Annotated in this window: 17 protein-coding genes and 1 pseudogene; 11 read left to right on the top strand and 7 right to left on the bottom strand. The window is 55.2% G+C overall.

All coding sequences use genetic code 11. The features are described 5' to 3' along the window. Nucleotides 1–880, top strand: an 880-nt coding sequence (locus PHC90_04240) for an HD domain-containing protein (GenBank protein MDD3845550.1), incomplete at its 5' end; no start/stop codon positions are given. Nucleotides 881–895: 15 nt separating this feature from the next. Here the strand turns inward: PHC90_04240 and PHC90_04235 are convergent. Then, nucleotides 896–1,690, bottom strand: a complete 795-nt coding sequence (locus PHC90_04235; GenBank protein ID MDD3845549.1) for a lytic murein transglycosylase — start codon at nt 1,688–1,690, stop codon at nt 896–898. Between the two features lie 62 nt (nt 1,691–1,752). Further along, on the bottom strand, nt 1,753–2,484 hold the full coding sequence (locus PHC90_04230; protein MDD3845548.1) for a lipid-binding SYLF domain-containing protein: 732 nt from the start codon (nt 2,482–2,484) through the stop codon (nt 1,753–1,755). A gap of 288 nt (nt 2,485–2,772) precedes the next feature. Here PHC90_04230 and PHC90_04225 point away from each other — a divergent pair, with 288 nt between their 5' ends. The 7 genes and pseudogenes from PHC90_04225 (at nt 2,773) to PHC90_04195 (ending at nt 8,557) form a co-directional block, all read left to right on the top strand. Beyond that, nucleotides 2,773–3,045 carry a hypothetical protein gene (locus PHC90_04225; GenBank protein MDD3845547.1) on the top strand — a complete coding sequence of 91 codons (273 nt, stop codon included), beginning with the start codon at nt 2,773–2,775 and terminating at the stop codon, nt 3,043–3,045. A gap of 93 nt (nt 3,046–3,138) precedes the next feature. Further along, nucleotides 3,139–3,546, top strand: a pseudogene (locus tag PHC90_04220) (peptidylprolyl isomerase). Nucleotides 3,547–3,770: 224 nt separating this feature from the next. After that, entirely contained in the window at nt 3,771–4,196 is a 426-nt protein-coding gene (locus tag PHC90_04215) for a peptidylprolyl isomerase (GenBank protein ID MDD3845546.1), read from the top strand. Nucleotides 4,197–4,321: 125 nt separating this feature from the next. Further along, a complete protein-coding gene (locus PHC90_04210) occupies nt 4,322–5,641 on the top strand; it encodes a YihY/virulence factor BrkB family protein (protein ID MDD3845545.1) in 1,320 nt (439 codons plus the stop codon). A 97-nt stretch (nt 5,642–5,738) separates the two neighbouring features. Beyond that, nucleotides 5,739–7,376 carry an adenosylcobalamin-dependent ribonucleoside-diphosphate reductase gene (locus PHC90_04205; protein MDD3845544.1) on the top strand — a complete coding sequence of 546 codons (1,638 nt, stop codon included), beginning with the start codon at nt 5,739–5,741 and terminating at the stop codon, nt 7,374–7,376. A 210-nt stretch (nt 7,377–7,586) separates the two neighbouring features. Beyond that, nucleotides 7,587–8,051 carry a universal stress protein gene (locus PHC90_04200; GenBank protein ID MDD3845543.1) on the top strand — a complete coding sequence of 155 codons (465 nt, stop codon included), beginning with the start codon at nt 7,587–7,589 and terminating at the stop codon, nt 8,049–8,051. A gap of 59 nt (nt 8,052–8,110) precedes the next feature. Continuing rightward, complete coding sequence (locus PHC90_04195) at nt 8,111–8,557, top strand: universal stress protein (GenBank protein ID MDD3845542.1); 447 nt, start codon at nt 8,111–8,113, stop codon at nt 8,555–8,557. 96 nt (nt 8,558–8,653) lie between these two features. Here PHC90_04195 and PHC90_04190 read toward each other — a convergent pair whose 3' ends face one another. The 4 genes from PHC90_04190 to fusA all read right to left on the bottom strand — a co-directional run bounded on the left by PHC90_04190 (nt 8,654) and on the right by fusA (nt 14,303). Continuing rightward, entirely contained in the window at nt 8,654–10,045 is a 1,392-nt protein-coding gene (locus tag PHC90_04190) for an MFS transporter (GenBank protein MDD3845541.1), read from the bottom strand. A 475-nt stretch (nt 10,046–10,520) separates the two neighbouring features. Next, on the bottom strand, nt 10,521–11,303 hold the full coding sequence (locus PHC90_04185; GenBank protein MDD3845540.1) for a type III pantothenate kinase: 783 nt from the start codon (nt 11,301–11,303) through the stop codon (nt 10,521–10,523). After that, nucleotides 11,303–12,268 (bottom strand): biotin--[acetyl-CoA-carboxylase] ligase, encoded by a 966-nt coding sequence (locus PHC90_04180; protein ID MDD3845539.1) that lies wholly within the window; start codon nt 12,266–12,268, stop codon nt 11,303–11,305. The genes PHC90_04185 and PHC90_04180 overlap by 1 nt, the downstream gene beginning before the upstream one ends. Next, complete coding sequence (fusA, locus tag PHC90_04175) at nt 12,261–14,303, bottom strand: elongation factor G (protein ID MDD3845538.1); 2,043 nt, start codon at nt 14,301–14,303, stop codon at nt 12,261–12,263. The genes PHC90_04180 and fusA overlap by 8 nt, the downstream gene beginning before the upstream one ends. 147 nt (nt 14,304–14,450) lie before the next feature. On the opposite strand from fusA, the gene PHC90_04170 reads away from it, so the two are divergent. The 3 genes from PHC90_04170 (at nt 14,451) to PHC90_04160 (ending at nt 18,208) form a co-directional block, all read left to right on the top strand. Continuing rightward, the gene (locus PHC90_04170) at nt 14,451–15,239 is read left to right on the top strand and encodes an enoyl-CoA hydratase-related protein (GenBank protein MDD3845537.1); all 789 of its coding nucleotides are present in this window, start codon (nt 14,451–14,453) and stop codon (nt 15,237–15,239) included. Between the two features lie 200 nt (nt 15,240–15,439). After that, entirely contained in the window at nt 15,440–16,333 is an 894-nt protein-coding gene (locus PHC90_04165) for a cache domain-containing protein (GenBank protein MDD3845536.1), read from the top strand. A 321-nt stretch (nt 16,334–16,654) separates the two neighbouring features. Then, a complete protein-coding gene (locus tag PHC90_04160) occupies nt 16,655–18,208 on the top strand; it encodes a hypothetical protein (GenBank protein MDD3845535.1) in 1,554 nt (517 codons plus the stop codon). A 100-nt stretch (nt 18,209–18,308) separates the two neighbouring features. Here PHC90_04160 and PHC90_04155 read toward each other — a convergent pair whose 3' ends face one another. Next, on the bottom strand, nt 18,309–19,298 hold the full coding sequence (locus tag PHC90_04155; GenBank protein ID MDD3845534.1) for a hypothetical protein: 990 nt from the start codon (nt 19,296–19,298) through the stop codon (nt 18,309–18,311). Between the last annotated feature and the right edge of the window lie 127 nt (nt 19,299–19,425).

Below are 19,425 nucleotides of genomic sequence, written 5' to 3'. Positions count from 1 at the left end.
TGGTGTAAAAAACAACGGGTACCTGGGACCAACAGACCCCGAGAGATTGCAAATGGACACCGGTGAACTTGAGAAAAAGCTTCTGAGCATCATATCCGACATCGCCGAAGGGCTGTATTCCGACGACATCATGGAACTGACCAAGGACCACGTGCCGGACACCGTCCGCACCATAGCGGAAGCCGTGGCCCTCATGATGGTCAAGGTGGAGGCCCGGGAGTTCCAGCTTCAGCAACTCGTGGACGAGCTCAGGGAGCTCAATGAACAGATCAGGAAGAACACCATAGCGTCCGTTACCGCCATGGCCCATGCGTTGGAGGCACGGGACACGTACACCGAGGGTCACGCATCGCGGGTGGCGGACCTTTCGCATGCCATCGCCCTGAAGCTCGGCGTGGAAGGCGAGGAGCTGGAATACATCCGCCTCGGCGGCGCTCTTCACGACATCGGGAAGATCGGGTTCCCGGACATTCTCTTCGCCGACCATGAAGGGAAGCTTCCGTCGAACCTTGTCAAGGAGATAAACCGCCATCCCGCCATCGGCGTGAAGATCCTCAAGCCCCTCGATTTCCTGGGGCCCGCCATCGACTATGTCTCCGCCCATCACGAACGGCTCGACGGAAGGGGCTATCCCCGGGGGCTCAAAGGCGATCAGATCCCCCTGGGAGCCCAGATCGTGTCCGTTGCGGACATCTACGACGCCCTCACATCGGAACGCCCCTACCAGAAAACAAGGACCCGTGATGAGGCCCTCGCCATTCTCCACGGTATCGCGGGCACGCGCATCAGGATGGAGATCGTAGAGGCGCTGGAACGAGTGCTGGCCGATAACGGCGCGCCGCACAGCAACCCGCGGCGCCCCCTCGTTTCCGGCCCTTGAAACACTGGAACCGCTTCACTTGCTCAGCGCCTTCGCGTAGGCAAACACCGCTTTCACATAGCTGTCGCAGTGATTGTAAGCGTACACTGCCTGCCGATTCTCTTTCGGTCTCCCTTTTTCCCAACCGTGGCTCTTGAGGTAGTTGGCAACGCTCGCAACGGCGTCGCTCATTGTGAAGAGGTCGACCTTGCCGTCTGAGTTACCATCCACGGCGAACCTGACATAAGAAGACGGGATGAATTGGGAGATGCCGAAGGCCCCTGCCCAGGAACCGCGTATCGTAAAGGGGTCCCTGTTCTGCTCCTTGCAGATGGCGAGAAGTTCGGAAAGCTCCTTGCGGGCCCATTCCGAGCGCCTGTTATCAATGATGGCCATCGTCGCGAGACTGTTGAGGACCGGGTAGACCCCGGTTGCAGAACCGAAATTCGTCTCCACCCTGAGAATGGCTACGATGATCTCCTTTTCAACTCCGTACGATCTCTCGGCGTTTCTCAACGAATCCCCGTATGTCTCCAGCATGCTCCGGCCGCGTTTGATCGATCGTTTCGTCAAGAGGCCGAACCGCCGGCCCAGGTAGTTCATGCCTTTTCCGGTCCTGCCGACTATGCGCGGATAGAGTTCGAAGCGGCTGTCGGAAAAGATCTTCGCGAGTTCCTCGCTGGCGAACCCCTGTTTCTGGAGGTCTTCCTGAAGCCTGTCCAGACCCTCCTGATAAATGGGATCGACCCCGGCGTGGATGAGAGCTGAAAGGACCAGGAGGAAGAGTCCGGATGCAGCTGCAATGCATGCGGCCCGCCGCAACGCTCTCATCGCCCCCCCGAATAATGACGCATGATGCATCCTTCCTTCATCGTGCGTCGTGCATCTTTCGTTTATCGTGCATCCTCATTCCTTCCTCCTGCCATCTTGGTGACCATGGAACGAAGGCCCGCGGCATGGTCATTCTTCGCCGATCTCGCCACGAGGATGTCTGCGGGGCTGACATCCCTGCCGTAGTAAGCCTTGTTCAGCCCTCCCCTCACGGCAACGACGGCGCCTTCAAGAGAGACCCCGCCGTACAGGCCCTTTGAACGGGAAAAGCTGATGATATCGGCGCTCAGATTGGCCGTGGATGCTTCGGCGCCGCCGCCTATGGGGCCGACGGCGATACCGATATCCGCACCGAGCTTGACACTGCTCGAAAGAAGCGCCGTCACCCCCCGCTCTGTCATTGCGAGGAGGACCACCTCCGATGCGTCTCCGCCTATCTGGAGGCCGAAGCTTGCCTCACCAAGGGTGTAGAACGCGGGTCCCGTCCAATCGCCCCTATTCTTGTCGCGGACGAGAAAAACGCCGCTGCCGCCTGAAGCTCCGAAGATGAAGGCCCCCCTTAGTATCTGGGGTGAGACGAAAACACCGCGGGCATTCTTCATGAGATTCCGGAAACCCTCCATCTCACTGGCGCGTCCGAAGGATTCCAGTGTCATCCGCGCCTTTTCCACAAGCTGCCTGGCCTGCACGCCGTCATCGCCGAATGCGGGCACCGGCCCGAAAAGGGACACCCCGCACATGACAAACAGAAAAACACAAAAGACCGTAAGTAACCGAACCGATAACCGAGACATTCCTTTTCTCATTAAAATACTCCTCCATAGTGTCATCCGGCGGCATTCCCTCGAACCATACCCGGCCCCGTTGCATAACATGGTAAAGGAATACTTTTTCCTTGTCAATGCCGGGCAAACCGTTTTATGATTGCCCTATATACCGGATTCCCTGAAGGGAACAGGTCCATTTTTGCTTCCTGGTATTTATCTCTTTCTCCTCCCATGTTTCACGAGATGGCCCATTCGGGGCGCGCTATCTCGCTCGAAATATGAAAACGCGGTTTGACCCGAAGGGAGGTATCGGCAATGAATGGCAACAAGCTGTATGTGGGTAACTTGAGCTATTCCGTGACAAATGAACGATTACGGGAATTATTCGCCGGTTACGGGGAAGTGGGGGAAGTGCGGGTCATTGAGGGAAAGGGGTTCGGATTCGTTGAAATGGCAACAAAAGAAGATGCCGATAAGGCGAAGCAGGCCTTGAACGGGATGGACTTCGAAGGCAGAACGTTGAGGATCGACGATGCCCGTCCACAGAAGGAAAAACCACGGGGAAGGGGGGGGCCGCGCCGGTACTAGGAGGCGTGCGCACTCTGGGAATGCAGCGGATGGGGGTGAGGAATATAAACGACACACACTACGGAGGCTGCAATGGCATCAGCAAAATCAGGCGATACCGTCAAGGTCCATTACGCGGGAACGCTCTCAGACGGAACGGTCTTTGATTCGTCCCAGGACCGGGAACCCCTCGAATTCACCATCGGCCAGAACATGGTCATACCGGGATTCGAGAACGGCATCGTCGGCATGAATGAAGGGGATTCAAGGGAGATACCCATCCCCGCCGCGGAAGCATACGGCGCTTATAACGAAAACCTTGTCGCCGCCGTACCCCGCTCGCAGGTACCCGCTGAGATGGAACTTGAACTGGGGATGATCCTCCAGGTTCGTTCTCCCGAGGGAGCCCTTGCGCGGGCGATGGTAAGACAGATCACCGACGCGGAGGTCACCCTCGACCTCAACCATCCGTTGGCAGGCCAGGACCTCGTTTTCCAGGTGCAACTGGTAAAGATCGTCTAGAGAAGACAGTTTCGGGTTCCAGGCTTCAAGCTGAAAGAAACAGGAAGATGGTTTCAGAGTTAAGATCTTTTCTGTTTTGGCTTGAAACCTGGAACCCGAAACTGTCTTCTCCCCTGTCTTTGATTGACTTCATGAACTCAATTGGGTTAGAAAACAGTAATAAGATTTACGGGCATTATGGTCGGAGTTGACCCCTTTTGAGCTCACCGGGACGGAGGCGGCATATGCGGGCTAAGACCAATGATAAGGTGAAGGTCCATTACAAAGGTTCTTTGAGAGACGGCACTATTTTTGATTCATCTCTCAACAGGGAGCCTTTCGTCTTTGTCATTGGAGAAGGTTCGGTCATCCCGGGATTCGAGAAAGGCATCGTCGGCATGTGCGCCGGCGACACAAAGACCATCACTCTGCCGCCGGAAGAGGGATACGGTCTTCACAGGGAAGAGCTCTGCGCCGTGGTTGCCCGGTCCCGGATACCCTCCACGATCAATCTCCGGCAGGGAATGAAGCTCGAAGTGCAGTCATCGAGCGGCACCTCCGCCCAGGCCCTTGTCCTCCAGGTGACCGATTCGAACGTCACCCTTGACCTCAACCATCCACTGGCGGGAAAAGAACTCGTATTTGAGCTCGAATTGATAGAGATACTCTAGGGCAGGGCCGGGTACAGGATCCCCGTCCGTACGAAGAACTGGTCGGCGATTCCACGTTGCGCCTTATTCTCCCTGTTTGACCGTCCAGTCATGGTGTGAAGGATTTAGTAGAGAGACAATTGCCAATGATCGCAAGGATGATCCATTTCTTCAATGCCGGCATATGGGAGATCAAGTTCGAAGGGCTTCCCTTCTTCAAGGCGGCCGTGGTCCGTACGGCCCGCATCATCGTGATGGCCATCCACAAGTTCCAGAACGATCACTGTCAGCGCAACGCCTCGGTGCTCACCTATTATTCGTTGCTCAACATCGTGCCTCTCTTCGCCGTAGTGTTCGCCATCGCCAAGGGATTTGGATTGGAAAAACTGGTGTTTCGGCAGATAATACAATTGGCCGCGGACGCCAACTGGCAGCCCGACGTCACCGCCAGGATAATCCAGTTCTCCCGTTCCCTCCTCTCTCACGCAAAGGGGGAGATCATTGTGGGCGTGGGGATCGTTATCCTCTTCTGGACGGTCATATCGACGCTCGGCAGGATCGAGGAGGGCTTCAATACGATATGGGAGGCGAAACGGTCCCGTACCATCGTACGCAAGTTCACCGACTACCTGTCGATGATGGTCCTGGGCCCCATCCTCCTTGCCCTCTGGAGCAGTGTGAATGTGCTCATCGTGGGCGAGGTCAGAGGTTTCATGATCGATATGGGCTTCATCGGCTCGGCCGGCACGATCACCCTCTTCCTGCTCAAGCTCCTGCCCTATTTCTCCATCTCGATACTGCTCCTGGTCGTGTACCTTGTCATGCCCAACACAAGGGTGCCCGTCGGGTCAGCCGTAATTGCCGCCTTCGTTTCGGGCACGCTTATCCAGGCGGTCCAGTGGGTCTATATCACGTTCCAGATAGGTGTATCCACGCAAAGCGCCATATATGGCAGTTTTGCGGCAATTCCTCTTTTCCTTGCGTGGCTGCAGATAAGCTGGACGATCGTCCTTTTCGGGGCTGAGATAGCTCATGCGGCGGAGAATTGCAGGACCTACGGGTTCCATCCCGATTATTCCCGTATCGGCCAGGGCACCCGGCGGCGCCTCATGCTCAGGATCTTCCATCTTCTCGTCAAGAGATTTGAGGCGGGTGAGAAGCCTCTTAGCGTCGCGGAAACAAGCAGGATGCTCGAGATCCCCGAGCGTTTCGTCAGACAGATCCTTTTCGATCTTGTCGATGTGGACCTCGTTTCAGAGATAACAGAGGGAGCCCGAAAAGAATCCCGTTTCCAGCCGGCAAGGGCGATCGGCGACATAACGATCAAGCAGGCCATGGATGCCTACGAAAAGAACGAACCCGTCGCTGACGGCACCCAGGAATCCGACAGGCTTCTCCTTTCTCTTCAAACTCTTTTCGACACCATGGAAAAGTCACCGGCAAATGTGAAGCTGAAGGAGATATAGAGACAGTTTCAGCTTTCAGAAAAGGAATAATACAAATCCCTCCCTCCCCCTCCCTTTCTTGACACCGGGCATCACGACTGCGTACTATGTCAAGAAGATGATCGACGAAACGGCACTCAAGGTACTCCGGAAGAGATACCTTGCACGGGATGATGAGGGAAATCCCCTGGAGAACCCCGAAGATATGTTCCGCCGCGTCGCCGACCATGTGGCATCCGCCGAAAGGACCCTTGATCAGGCACAGAGGCGAGAGCTCGCCGATGCCTATTTCCAGATCATGAGCGACCTGGAATTCCTGCCGAACTCACCCACTCTCATGAACGCCGGACGGGAACTCGGCCAGTTGTCCGCCTGTTTCGTCCTGCCCGTCGAAGACTCCCTGGATTCCATCTTCGAGTCAGTCAAGGAAACCGCCAGGATCCACCAGAGCGGCGGAGGCACCGGGTTTTCCTTTTCGAAGCTCAGGCCTGCGGGTGACGTCGTAACCTCGACAATGGGTGCGGCCAGCGGCCCCATCTCTTTCATCAGGGTCTTCAATATGGCCACCGAGGTCATCAAACAGGGCGGCACCCGGCGGGGTGCCAACATGGGCATCCTCCGCGTGGACCATCCCGATATCGAGGAATTCGTGACCGTCAAGAACGATCCCCGGGAGCTCAACAACTTCAACCTCTCCGTGGCCGTCACAGATGCCTTTATCGCGGCCTGCCGGGAGGATGGGCCATTTTCCCTCGTCAATCCCCGCAACGGTCGAGAGGCGCGAAAGATACGCGCTCTCAGCCTCCTCGACCTTATTGCGCGCTCCGCCTGGGGATCGGGCGAGCCGGGCCTCGTCTTCCTCGACACCATCAACAGGTCGAACCCCACGCCCCACGCCGGCGCCATAGAGGCAACGAACCCGTGCGGTGAACAACCCTTGCTGCCCTACGAATCCTGCTGCCTCGGTTCCATCAATCTCGTGAAGGTCCTCCGAGGCGAGGCAATAGATTGGGAAAAGCTGGAGAGGCTCGTCCATCTGGCGGTGCGTTTCCTCGATGACGTCATAGACGCGAGCAGGTATCCCCTCCCGATAATCGAAAACATTTCGAAGGCAAACAGGAAGATCGGCCTCGGCGTCATGGGCTTTGCCCATATGCTCATCGGCCTCGGCATTCCCTATGATTCTGAGGATGCCGTGAAAATGGCCGGAGGCGTCATGGGCTTCATAGAAAAGGAATCGAAGATAGCCTCCCGTGAGCTGGCGCTGCACAGGGGGGTCTTTCCCAACTACCGGGGAAGCGTCTGGGAAAAGAAAGGCCTCCCGCAGCGGAACGCCACGACGACGACCATCGCCCCGACGGGCACTTTGAGCATCATAGCCGGGACATCGAGCGGTATCGAACCGCTCTACGACATCGAGTACACACGGATCATCTTCGGCGGGCTCAGCGTCCACGTCGTCGACCCGCTGTACAGGAAGGTGAAGGATTCCATCGATCCCTCCCGTCTCGAACACCTCTTCAGAAAAGCCTGCGACGTGAGCCCCGACTGGCACCTGGCGATACAGAAGGCCTTTCAGGGCCATGTCGACAACGCCGTCTCCAAGACCATAAACCTGCCCGCGCACACCTCTCACGAGGAGATACGCTCCATCTGCCTCAAGGCCCACGCAATGGGCCTCAAGGGTATCACCGTCTTCCGCGACACCAGCAGGGACGCCCAGATCCTGTCCTGCAGAACACAGCAAACGTGCTAATAAGGCAATGACCAAATTCCAATGGATCAATGAAGACATTTTCCCTGCGCCATCCGAGGGTCGATTTCCGGTAAATTGGGGATTTTTCCTTCTACCTCGTCATTGGTCATTCTCTTTTTTTCCCTGTGCTATAATTACACTAACAGGTGATTGCTTTGTCAGGGACGGAGTCATGGGCAGGAAGATCATAAGACAGGAGGTCATGACATTATGCTGAAACCGACGAAGATCCTGGTACCAACAGATTTCTCACGTTTTTCGGTCATTGCATACAGACAGGCCATCGACATCGCCGAACAGTACGGCGCCGAGGTCCACGTCCTGCATGTAGTCGAAGAAAAGGTCCGCATCAGTATATATGAGTATGATATGGCCGACAAGGAAATCTCCCCGGGGAGCATCAAACGGTTCGAGGGAAGGATGAGAAAAGAGGCCGAGGGAAGGATGATAAAGTTCATGAACAGGCACCCCCCGGGCGACAAGGTGAAAGTAGTTTCACATGTGGTCAAGGGCACCCCTGTTACCGACATACTGCAGTTCCAGAAGGATAAGAGCATAGACCTCATCGTCATTTCCTCTCTTGGCCACGGGGCACTTGCCGAGTATTTCATCGGATCGGTCGCCCGCAACGTTTTGAAGGGCGCCACCTGTCCTGTCCTCTTGACGAAGAGCTGACCCGGACCGGTTTCGGGCAGGCCCTTCGCTCACTGACGGGAAATCAAAAGGAGGAGGCTATGTTGAAACCAACAAAGATTCTGGTGCCGACGGATTTCTCGGAATATTCAGACAAGGCCCTCAAGCAGGGCATCGATATTGCGCGGCAATACAATGCGCAGGTATACCTTCTCCACGTCATCCCCGTGGAGCTCGCGCATGTTGTCGTGGATTATGCCATTCCCATAGAGGCAATCGAAACCTTTGAAAAGCAGCAGACAGAGCTCGCTCTGGAGAATATGAAGACACAGCTGGCGAAGTTTCCCGAGGCCCGGGGCGTAGAGGTCTTCATGGATATCGGAAGGGGTATCGCCTACGACGAGATACTCGAGGAAGAAGAGAGAAAAGGCATCGACCTGATAGTCATCGCCTCCCTGGGCAGAACTGGACTCGCAAAGTATTTCATAGGTTCCGTTGCCAGGAACGTCCTGATACACGCCATCTGCCCGGTATTGCTGACGAAGTGAATAAGACAGGTCCCGGGTTGCAGGTCATGGCCCATGGCAACAACCGGGACCGGCAGCGGGCGGCGGCTCATCCGCGGCGGCTTTCTGCCTCCTCCATCACCCATCACCTGCCTTCTTGTGTATCCTCCCCCTTGCCAGTGAAGCAAAGACGCCCAGAAAGGACAGGAAAGCAAAGATGAAGAAGGTCACCCTCGTGCTTTGCAGGAACTGTCCGAAATATTGTTCCGTTATCTGGATCCTTCCCATGAAAAGCATGAAGACAAACATCACGATGCCCATGCTCAATGTCTGTCCGATGACGCGCATCGTCGCCATGGTGCCCGAAGCAACGCCGAAGAACTTCTTGTCCACGGAACTCATGATGGCATTCGTGTTGGGAGAGACAAAAAGGGCAAAACCGAAGCCCAAAAAGAGGAGGTTGAGGACCACAAGATAGGTTTGCGTTCCCTCATTCAGAAAACCGAAAAAGATCAACGCTATCATAAGGGAGATCATGCCCATGGAAGACACGATGCGCGGCTCCACCCGGTCCGAGATCTTTCCCGTAAAAGTTGACAGGAGGGCCTGAACCAGCGGCTGGGAAACAAGGATGAGGCCCGCCGCCTGCGGGCTGAGCTTCTTGATGTATTGAAGGTAGAGGCTGATGAGAAAGGTGATGGCGAAGGTGGAGCTGTAGTTTATGAGGGTTGCAAGGTTGGAAAAGAGAAAGGCCCTGTTGTTCATGAAAAGGCGCATCTCGAGAACGGGGTGCTCGACCCTCAATTCCCAGACGCCAAAAAGGAAAAGCCCCGCGAGACCGCCAACAAGAAAAGAGAACCCCCTCATCGAGGGAAGACTGGTAAGACCGGACATTGCCGCCGTGAATGCCACGACATAGAGGATGGAACCGATGATGTCGAATCGTTCACCCTTTGCCTCCGCCCATTCCTCTTTGATCTTCCAGAGGATTATCACGATGACGATCATACCTATGACGACATTGGCGAAGAAGATGCTCCTCCAACCCAGGTAATCCGTAAGGATACCCCCGATGAAAGGCCCGGCTGAAAGACCCACATAGACGGACGTAAGGACAATGCCGAGCGCCTTGCCCCGTTCGTTGACAGGGTAAACGGAGGCGACAATGGTCACGCCCGTTCCGAATATCATGGAACTCCCGATACCCTGAATGACCCTCCAAAGAATAAGCTCCGTTCCCGAGGTCGAAAAGGCGGCAAGGAGGGCGGACAGGTTGCTGAGCGCCATTCCCCAGAGAAAGACCTTCTTTCTTCCGTATATGTCGGAAGCTCTCCCGACGGGAACGAGAAAGGCGGCAGCGGAAAGGAGGTATGCCGTTGCCACCCAGCTCAATGAGATGGCGTCCATCGCAAGGTCCAACCCTACACGCGGCAATGCGACGGTGACGGACGAAGCGGTGAACGGCCCGAGGAAAGAACTCAGTACGGAAGCAAAGAGGGCGTTTCTCTTGAGGCTTGCCTTAACATCCATAGGCCACTATTGTCCACCTGGTGAATAAGCCATATCACAACGACCCCGCCAGAGGGAGCACTTCCCCTGCTGGGCCCCGCTTGTCCATTCGATGTTGTCCATATCGCCAGGGATGATGGGAATACACTTCACGAGAAGCATTGTACCACAGACCGCGCGCCATTTCCTTCATCTTCAGGCCCGGTCACTTCCTTCCGGCAGGCGCAATGCCTGAAACAGGTCAACTTTTGACCCATTCACCGCCAGGAGATCACAGTCATCTATGCAAGCTTAATTCATCATTAAATCTTGAGAAAGGGGTCAAATGTAGGGGTAAGGCTGACAAAAAGACCAGGAGAGGAAAGATCCGGCGAGGACCTTTGCAGGATCTCTCACGAACTCCCCCGTGAGATCTGCCAACGACCGGCTTGAGGGAACGCTCCGGAAAGTCGCCGTCTTCTTCTGTCTGAAACTTGAAACCTGCGAGATGAAACGGTCACTTGAACTTGTGATGGTCCTTGTTCTTCTCGTACAGGATCTTCAGGCCTTCAAGAGTGAGGAACTCATCGACGACGTCGATCGTCTCGGAACCCTTGTAGATCAGGCTTGACAGGCCTCCTGTCGCAATGACGAGGGGATCGGTCCTGACTTCCTCTTTCATTCTCTTGACTATCCCGTCGACGAGGCTCACATACCCGTACGTAATACCTGCCTGCATCGCCTGCACGGTGTTCTTGCTGATGAGCGTCTTGGGCTGGACAAGTTCGACCCGCGGAAGCTTTGACGCCCGTTCGAAGAGGGCGTCCAGAGAAATGAGGATACCCGGGGCAATGGAGCCGCCGGCATACTCACCTTTGGGGGTGATGTAATCGAAGGTGGTAGCCGTTCCGAAATCAACTATTATCAGCGCCTTCTTGTGCTTCTCATAGCCGGCCACGGCGTTCACGATCCTGTCGGCGCCAAGTTCCGTCGCGTTCTCGTAAAGAATGGGCATTCCCGTTTTAATTCCCGGTTCGATCACGATCGGCATGATACCGATGTACTTCCTGCAGACAATCTCGAAAGGAATGAGCAACGGCGGCACGACACAGGACACAATGGCACTGTGTATCTCACTGAGACGTATCTTTTCGATATAGAGAAGGCTGTTGAGAAGGATGGCATATTCGTCCACGGTCTTCCCCAGGGCCGTGCTCAATCTCCAGTGGTTGACAAGCTTGCCCTCATGATAGACGCCAAAGACAATGTTCGTGTTTCCGATATCGATGACAAGTAGCATTAGAAGTTCACGTCTCCTGCAAGAATTTTTTTCGTAACGCCCATTATATCCAGAAGGATCGCACCATCGCGGTCGATACCTCTTGCTGTCCCGATGAACACCTCGCCCATCTGGTTTATCTCGAGGTGCTTCCCCCTGATCTGGGCCCTTTCTTCCCATATATCGCAGATGGCCCGGGCGCCGTCTTTCTTGAAAAGACCATAATATCTTTCAAGATTCGACAGAAGAATACCACACACCCTTGGTCTTTCATATATTTTTTTTGTCTCCATAAGCAAGGAGGTCGCCTTCGCCTTTATGTCCTTGTCCATGTCCTCCGGCCCCATGTTAACGTTAAGACCGATCCCGATAACGACGAACCGCACCATGTCGGCCTCGGTGGAGAGTTCAATGAGCGTCCCCGATATCTTTCTCCCTTCTACGAGCACATCGTTGGGCCACTTGAGGGTTGCCTTTATGCCCGTCAGTTCACCGATCGTGTCCGACACGGCGAGGGAGGAAAGGAAAGTTATGGGATAGACCAGCGAAGGGTGGATGGAAGGGCGCAGTATCACCGAGAGATAGATGTTTTTCCCCTGGGGAGAAGACCATTGTCTCCCGAGCCTGCCCTTGCCTTTTTCCTGCGCTTCGGCCACCACGCAGACTCCTTCGGCCTCGCCGGCGAGGGCCTGTTTGAAAGCGAAGACGTTCGTCGAATCCAGTTTGTCCTTGTGAATGATCTTCGAACCAATGCTGCCCGCGCTCCTGTACCGGTCGATCTCCCAGCCATAGAGCCTGTCAGGGGTGTCGATGAGCCGGTAGCCCTTCCCCTTCGACTTGTCGATATCGTATCCATAGCGCTCGAGCTGGTTCATGTATTTCCAGACCGCAGTGCGCGATACACCAAGCCTCCCGGCAATGTGATCGCCCGATATGAACCCGCTTGCGTCACGCAGGTGCCGGAGCACTTCACTCAGGTTATCCATTCTCTATCCTGTCGTAGCGGGAAAAGTACATCGTAAAGGAGGCCCTTCCCTGGGAAAGGGACCTGATATCCGTGGAATATCCGAACATGTTTGTGAGGGGAGCATCGGCATCGACGACGGTATACTTGTCCTTCGTAGTAATATTGGCTATATGGCATTTGCGGGAATTGAGATCGGCAATGATCTCCCCGAGAAACTCGTTGGGGACCGTCACCGTAAGCGACATGATGGGTGCGAGCAATATGGGCCCCGCCTGCCGACAGGCATCCCTCAGGGCGTCATAGGCCGCCATCTTCAAAGTAAGCCGGGCAAATTCAGGATTGTTGAAGGTTGCGTCGTTGATCTCGACACGCACGTCCGTCAAGGGATACCCTTTGAGCACCCCGATGTTGGACGCCTCTGATATGCCCTCCTCTACGGCGTTCACAAAAGGATAGACGGGGTTGTCTTCCGTTACCCGGGGGACGATGAGATTACCCTCCCCCCTGACATTGGGCGACACAGCAATCGATACCCAGCCCTTGCACAGAACATTGTTGATGACCTTTTCAAAGCTGTGCTCCCGGGACAGAGACCCTTCGATGCTCTCTTTGTACACGACCTGGGGCTTGCCCACCTGAAGGTCGATGCCGAATTCCTCCCTGACACGGTGCATGATAACATCAAGGTGCAGTTCGCCCATCCCCGATACAACGGTCTGGTAGGCGTCTTCGTCGGCCTTGATGACAAAGGTGGGATCTTCCTGGGCTATCCTCTGGAGGGCAAAGATGAGCTTCTCCTGGTCCACGTTCCGCGACGCCTCCACGGCCACGGAAATGACGGGCTGATAGATCTCGATAGACTCAAGAAGGAGGGGTTTGCCCTGGGTAAGGGTGTGTCCCGTGGAGGTCTCCTTGAGACCGACAATACCGACGATGGCCCCTGCCCTCGCCTCCTCGACACGGTCCTTGTGGTTGGCATGCATCTTGTAGATGCGTGATATTTTTTCCTTTTTTCCGAGGTTGACGTTATAGACGTCGCCACCGACCTTTATCGACCCCGAATATATGCGTATGTAGGTCAGTTTCCTTCCTTCTTCCATGACGATCTTGAACGCCAGGGCCGCAAGGTCTTCATCTTCGCTCGCCCGGCGCTCCTCCAGTTCCCGGGTCTCGGGATTCTCGCCCGTTACGGGAGGGACATCGAGGGGAGATGGGAGATAACGGATTATGGCATCGAGGAGCGGCTGGATACCCTTGTTCCTCAGAGCCGCGCCGCAAAGCACCGGGATGCACTTGAGGGCGATGGTGCCCTTGCGAAGGGCCCCGTAGATCCGGGAAGGCTCTATCTCCTTGCCCTCCAGGTAGAGCTCCATCAATTCATCATCAAAAAGGGAGAGTTTGTCGAAGAGCTTCTCCCGGTAAGAATCCGCCTCTTCCTTATATTCACGGGGTATGGAGATCACCTGGTATGTCGCCCCCAGATCATCGCCCTCCCAGACCATGGCCTGCATGGTCACAAGATCGATGACACCGTAGAAACCGTCTTCCCTCCCCAGGGGGATCTGAAGCGGTATCGGGTCTGCTCCGAACTTTTCCACGATCATGTCGATAACACGGAAGTAATCGGACCCGACGCGGTCAAGCTTGTTGATAAAGGCAATCCGGGGAACATGGTATTTGTCTGCCTGATGCCAGACCGTTTCGGTCTGCGGCTCCACGCCGCCGACACCGCAGAAGACGGCCACCATGCCGTCGAGGACCCGCAGGGAGCGTTCCACCTCAATAGTGAAATCGACATGGCCCGGGGTGTCGATGAGTTGGATCTCGTGGTCGTCCCAGTAGAGAGTGGTCACCGCGGAGGTTATGGTGATGCCGCGCTCCTGTTCCTGGGGCAGATAGTCCATGACGGCCGTGCCTTCATGGACTTCCCCGATCTTGTGGGTCCGCCCGGTATAGTAGAGGATGCGCTCTGTCACCGTCGTCTTTCCGGCGTCGATGTGAGCAGCGATCCCAATATTTCTGATCCTGGAAAGCCGCACCGGTTGTTTTTTCATTTTCGCATAAGATATAGACCTAAGATGAGGGAAAAGTCAACAAAGAAGGCTGAAAGCAAAGGGTTTTTGGCAACTTGAAAATCAGCTGCGGAAAGTGTTTACTGTAGAGAAACACGAGGGCACATCTCACGAAAAAGGACGAAGACAATGAAGACACCCCCCATGCTTTATTCCAAAGAGGAGAACATAGCCATACTCACCATCAACAGGCCTCAGGCGCGCAATGCGTTCAGCCCTGAAATGATAAGGCTGTGGCGCCAATATCTTGAAGAGGCGCGGGGCGACGACAGCGTCACCGTCATCGTCGTCACGGGAACGGGAGACACCTTCTGCTCGGGAGGCGACATCCGGGACATGGCGGAGGGAAAGCTCCGGTCATGGGACATGAAACGATTTCTGTGGGAAGGGGTCCATCGCGTCATCCTGACCCTCGAGGACCTCGACAAGCCCGTTATCGCAGCGATCAACGGCGCCGCCATGGGGGCCGGCATGGACATGGCCATCATGTGCGACCTCAGGGTCTGCTCCGATAGGGCGAGGCTCGGCGAATCGTACATTCAGATGGGCCTCGTCCCCGGGGACGGAGGGGCCTGGTTCCTCCCAAGACTGGTCGGTGTCTCAAAGGCCATGGAGCTTTTTCTTACGGCCGACATCCTCAGCGCGCAGGAGGCTTTGTCGCTCGGCATCGTCAACCGTGTCGTGGCCCATGAGAACCTTATGGAAGAAACCATGGGACTTGCCCGCAAAATTGCACAAAAACCGCCTCTGGCGGTGAGAATGATGAAACGGGCCGTTTACCAGGGGACGACGAGCACACTGAGAGCCCACCTCGACTACATCTCGTCACAGCTCTCCCTGCTTTCCGAGACCAGTGACCACGTGGAGGCTGCGCGGGCATTCCTGGAAAAAAGAAAACCGGTGTTTACGGGAAAATAACGGCTTCAGGTTGAGGAACTTTGGGTCTTCGTTCCTTGAAATAGCGGCCTGAAGGGACGTAAGTCCCTGAAAACTTTTGCGAGAATTTTTCTGTTTACTCCTGCGGTCATTTATATTATGTATTTGTAGGGCTTGGGCTGGTGTGTCAATAGGGGTTTTATCTGCCTTCGGGCATATTGATACTACACAGGGGGTTCACTATGGGTAAGCTCAGCTCAGCACTCGCACTCGCAGCAATCACCGTTTCTCTCTTGTTTCCTCTCCCGGCTCTCTCGCGGTCAACGGACATCATGTACCCCGAAACGAAACAGGTTCTCAGCATCGTTGAGGAGGCTTCACAAGCGGTCGCTCAAAAGGGAGAGGCTGCCTTTGCGGAGTTTCGGAAGAAGGGCAGCAAGTGGCTTCATGACGATACCTACGTGTTTGTCATCGATACACAGGGCAAAGTCATCCTCAACCCCACCCGTCCGGAGCTGGAAGGCAAGAACCAGCTGAAGCTCAAGGACGCTGTGGGAAAACCCTTCATCAAATGGTTCATCAAGGAAGTGACGGACTACCCCGGCAAAACACAGGGATGGTCACACTATGTCTGGTTCAAGCCGGGTCAGGAGATCCCGTCCTGGAAGACGTCTTTCGTCAAGTACGTCAAAACGCCGTCGGGAAAAGGATACATTGTCGGCAGCGGATCATACGAGATGAGACCCGAGAAGGCCTTCGTCGTCGACATCGTCGATGAGGCCGCACAGCTCGTAAGCAAGGAGGGACGCGGCGCCTTCGCTACGCTGCGCGACAAGACGGGGGAGTTCAACTATCTCACCACATATGTCTTTGTCATCGATTCAAGGGGTGTGGATCTTGTCAACCCGGCTTTCCCGCAGCATGAGGGCAGGAACGTTCTCGCCCTCAAGGACAGCAAAGGTAAGTTCTTCATCAAGGATATGATCGCCATGCTTGCCGGCAAGGATACCGGCTGGATCACTTATTCCTGGCCAAAACCGAGGACGACAAAACCGTCCGACAAGGAAACGTACGTGGAGAAGGTCAAATACGGCAATGACGTCTTCTACGTAGGGTCAGGCATATACCTGGAATAACGGCCTTTACACATCGTCAGAGCCCCGCAGGGATCTTTACGGGAGGCATGCCTCCCGTAGACGTCATCGCCGCATCTGAAGCCCGGCATGTGACCGCGGCAAGGATTCCCCGGAATGGCCTGTGATGGATATTTATTTTGGGATGCACGCGCAACGGGTCTGTACCCTGTGGCAGCATTGATAAAACAAAAAAGGGGGTAGCACAATGAATCCGGTTCAATCTGATCCTATGTTTCCGTGGTATATCTGGTGGTTGATGGTCATCGGCCTGTTCCTCATGACCTTTATCGGGACGTACATAGTCACAAGGAGGTGGGACGAATGAACACGCAATACATGCCCATCCCTGAGATCACAACCACGATGGCCATCACCTCGTCCATCGGCATCGCCATCCTGCTCGGGGTCTCCATCCTCCTCGGGCTCCTCGGCAAGAAGCAATGGAAGTCCTTCGACGAATACCTTGTCGGCAAGCGGGACATGGGTCCCGTGGTCACCGGCTGTGCACTTTCAGCTTCATATCTTTCCGGCTGGGCCTTCTGCGGCAGCACGGGCATCGTTTATTCCGTCGGTTTTTCCGGCATGTGGTTTGCCGGCATGTGGAGCCTCATCGGGGTCATCCCCTGCCTCTGGCTCGCATCCGCCAAAACAAGGGAGTTCGCCGTGAAGCTTGGCGCCGCGACAGTGCCGGAGCTCATGGGACGGCGTTACGAATCCAAGGCGCTGCAGACGGTGGTGAGCATCAGCATGCTTTTCTTCCTGTTTATCTATTCCGTGGGCCAGCTCAAGGCTGCGGGCGGCGTCTGGTACGCCGTGACGGGGTTCCCCCCGGCCCTGTGCCTGTTCCTCGGCGTTTTCATCGCCTGGATCTACATGGTCCTCGGCGGGTACGTGGGCACAAACTGGTCCATGGCCTTTCAGGGCGGATTTCTCGGCATCACCGGCGCACTGGTGGGCATCATCGCCCTGGTGAAGTCGGGAGGCTTCAGCGAAATATCAACGCAGATCATGGCTCAGGATCCAAGGCTGCTGCTCCTTGTCCGGCCCGACCTCCCCTCAACGGGGCCCACAGAGCTCTTCTCGAGCTGGATAGGGCTTCTTTCCATCCCCCTCATCTTCTTCACCATGGCCATCGGTTTCCCCCATAATTTGGGAAGGTTCCTTGGTATGAAAAAGATGAGCAAGAAGGAATTCTGGATCCTTGTCCTCATCGTCTGGGCCATCACAGGCATACCGGTCATGCTCGCCGCATCGACGAACGGCCTGATCACGAGGATGCTTTTCGGCCCCGAGCTCTTCAAGATAGAACCCTGGAAGGCCGACCTTGCGGCGCCGCTTCTCACCTATGCCGTGGGCGGCATCCCTCTTCAGACAATTTACGTCATGGGCCTGTTCGCGGCCACGCTCTCCACCCTTGCGGGCATGGTCATGATCATGAGCGCCAACGTGACGCGTGACATCATCACCCTCTGGCGTCCCAAGGTAAAGGACAAGACCCTCATCAGGCTTTCCTATTTCCTCATCGCCCTGTTCCTCTTTCTGCCCTTCTACTGGACGTGGAAGAGGCCGCCCGAACTCCTTTCCGTGTTCATGGGCCTTGCCGCCATGGGCCTGGGCGCCATCTTCTTCTTCGTCACGGCCATGTCCTACTACTGGAAGGGCGCATCAAAGTGGGGCGCCATGGCCACCGTCATCTACGGGACCCTGGCCTGCCTGGTGGGCGGCTATCTTGTCTTCCAAAAAAAGGTGCTCGGCATGGGCACCATGGAATGGATCCTCCTGATAGGCTGTTTTGTTCTCTACGTCGGGGTGAGCCTTATAACGAAAAAGCCTTCAAAAGAACTGATCGATCAGTTGTTCGCCAAGAGCAAGTGACGGAGCTATAAATAGAAGAGGCCGGAGGAAACCCTCCGGCCTCTTTTTCCCGGACAGATAACCAACGACCAAATATCAATCGACCATTGGTTATTATCTTCTACTCTCCATACGCGATCTGTTTCAACAATTCCATTGCCCGGCGGGCTTCTTCGACGCTGAGACTGCCGAGACCGCAGCTTGTGGTGAAAAGAATGCTGTCCGTGTCCGGGGCGGTCACCGTCGCTATCTTTTCGATGAACGATGCGGCGCGGTCCCGAACGGTATCGGGCGTCTCCTTCATAACCTCGGGAGATGAGGGAACGACACCGGGCGCGATCCATCCTCCCCTGTCAAGGAAATACTTGAGGTCATCATTGAAATAAAAGAGCGTATCGAGATAGGTGAAGGCATCGTAATTGACGATATCCACGTCCGACCGGAAAGGAACGGACCAGTCCGTATTTCCGCACACATGAATACCCCGCCGCGCGGGCAGGTCTTCGAGGACCTCATTCAGCGAGGAGATGACCTCTTCCCTGGAAATGGATATATACGCGGAACCGAAAGAGACCATGTAAGGTTCGTCAAAGAAAATGATGATATCCACACCCGGATAGGCTGTCTGGATGCTTTTTATCATCCACTTCGCTTTCATGTGAAGGGCCTTTTTTATTATGTCATAGAAGGCAAAATTGTAGATGACGGGTTTGTCGTTCTCGTCTTTCAGGCCGAGGCCCATGCTGAAAGGTCCCGTCACCTGGCACTTGATGAACTGAACGTCGTCCTCTATTTCACGGAGCCGATCCAGGAACCTGTAAAAGCCTGGCGCATACCTTTCCGATATGGCAAATGCACTGAGATTATCGGCTGCAACATTTTCGTAGAATTCCTCTATCCCGCTGGTTCGCCCCGTGTCGATGAAGATCGTGTTCTTTTCTTCATCGCTTACAATGCAGGGAACACCCTCGAGAAAAGTGGTGTACATGTTCTCCAGCGGGGAGCGTTTCGGCAACTGCGGCCAGAATGGTATCCCCCTGCAGGTGGAAAAAATGAGGTCGATCGCATCATCGATGCTCGTAAAAGGGAAACTGCCGATACCGGTTATCATTCTCATCCTCGGATAATGGACTTTAATGGCAATATTTAAGAAAATTTCTATCACAGGTGGCCCGGTGAAGTAAAGAGAAGACAGGTGATGGGCAGTAGACTGCGGGGTCATGGGTGACTGCGGAAGA

This window comes from Syntrophorhabdaceae bacterium (assembly GCA_028698615.1).
Lineage (GTDB): Bacteria > Desulfobacterota > Syntrophorhabdia > Syntrophorhabdales > Syntrophorhabdaceae > Delta-02.
The sequence above is the reverse complement of the archived record's forward strand: the minus strand, read 5'-3'. Positions and strand labels throughout refer to the sequence as shown.

Excerpts from the sequence above, each read along its gene's own strand:
- PHC90_04195 (MDD3845542.1), top strand. The coding sequence starts at position 8,111 with ATGTTGAAACCAACAAAGATTCTGGTGCCGACGGATTTCTCGGAATAT.
- PHC90_04200 (MDD3845543.1), top strand. The coding sequence starts at position 7,587 with ATGCTGAAACCGACGAAGATCCTGGTACCAACAGATTTCTCACGTTTT.
- fusA (MDD3845538.1), bottom strand. The coding sequence starts at position 14,303 with ATGAAAAAACAACCGGTGCGGCTTTCCAGGATCAGAAATATTGGGATC.
- PHC90_04170 (MDD3845537.1), top strand. The coding sequence starts at position 14,451 with ATGAAGACACCCCCCATGCTTTATTCCAAAGAGGAGAACATAGCCATA.
- PHC90_04155 (MDD3845534.1), bottom strand. The coding sequence starts at position 19,298 with ATGATAACCGGTATCGGCAGTTTCCCTTTTACGAGCATCGATGATGCG.
- PHC90_04190 (MDD3845541.1), bottom strand. The coding sequence starts at position 10,045 with ATGGATGTTAAGGCAAGCCTCAAGAGAAACGCCCTCTTTGCTTCCGTA.
- PHC90_04225 (MDD3845547.1), top strand. The coding sequence starts at position 2,773 with ATGAATGGCAACAAGCTGTATGTGGGTAACTTGAGCTATTCCGTGACA.
- PHC90_04230 (MDD3845548.1), bottom strand. The coding sequence starts at position 2,484 with ATGTCTCGGTTATCGGTTCGGTTACTTACGGTCTTTTGTGTTTTTCTG.
- PHC90_04215 (MDD3845546.1), top strand. The coding sequence starts at position 3,771 with ATGCGGGCTAAGACCAATGATAAGGTGAAGGTCCATTACAAAGGTTCT.
- PHC90_04185 (MDD3845540.1), bottom strand. The coding sequence starts at position 11,303 with ATGCTACTTGTCATCGATATCGGAAACACGAACATTGTCTTTGGCGTC.
- PHC90_04180 (MDD3845539.1), bottom strand. The coding sequence starts at position 12,268 with ATGGATAACCTGAGTGAAGTGCTCCGGCACCTGCGTGACGCAAGCGGG.
- PHC90_04235 (MDD3845549.1), bottom strand. The coding sequence starts at position 1,690 with ATGAGAGCGTTGCGGCGGGCCGCATGCATTGCAGCTGCATCCGGACTC.
- PHC90_04165 (MDD3845536.1), top strand. The coding sequence starts at position 15,440 with ATGGGTAAGCTCAGCTCAGCACTCGCACTCGCAGCAATCACCGTTTCT.
- PHC90_04210 (MDD3845545.1), top strand. The coding sequence starts at position 4,322 with ATGATCGCAAGGATGATCCATTTCTTCAATGCCGGCATATGGGAGATC.
- PHC90_04205 (MDD3845544.1), top strand. The coding sequence starts at position 5,739 with ATGATCGACGAAACGGCACTCAAGGTACTCCGGAAGAGATACCTTGCA.
- PHC90_04160 (MDD3845535.1), top strand. The coding sequence starts at position 16,655 with ATGAACACGCAATACATGCCCATCCCTGAGATCACAACCACGATGGCC.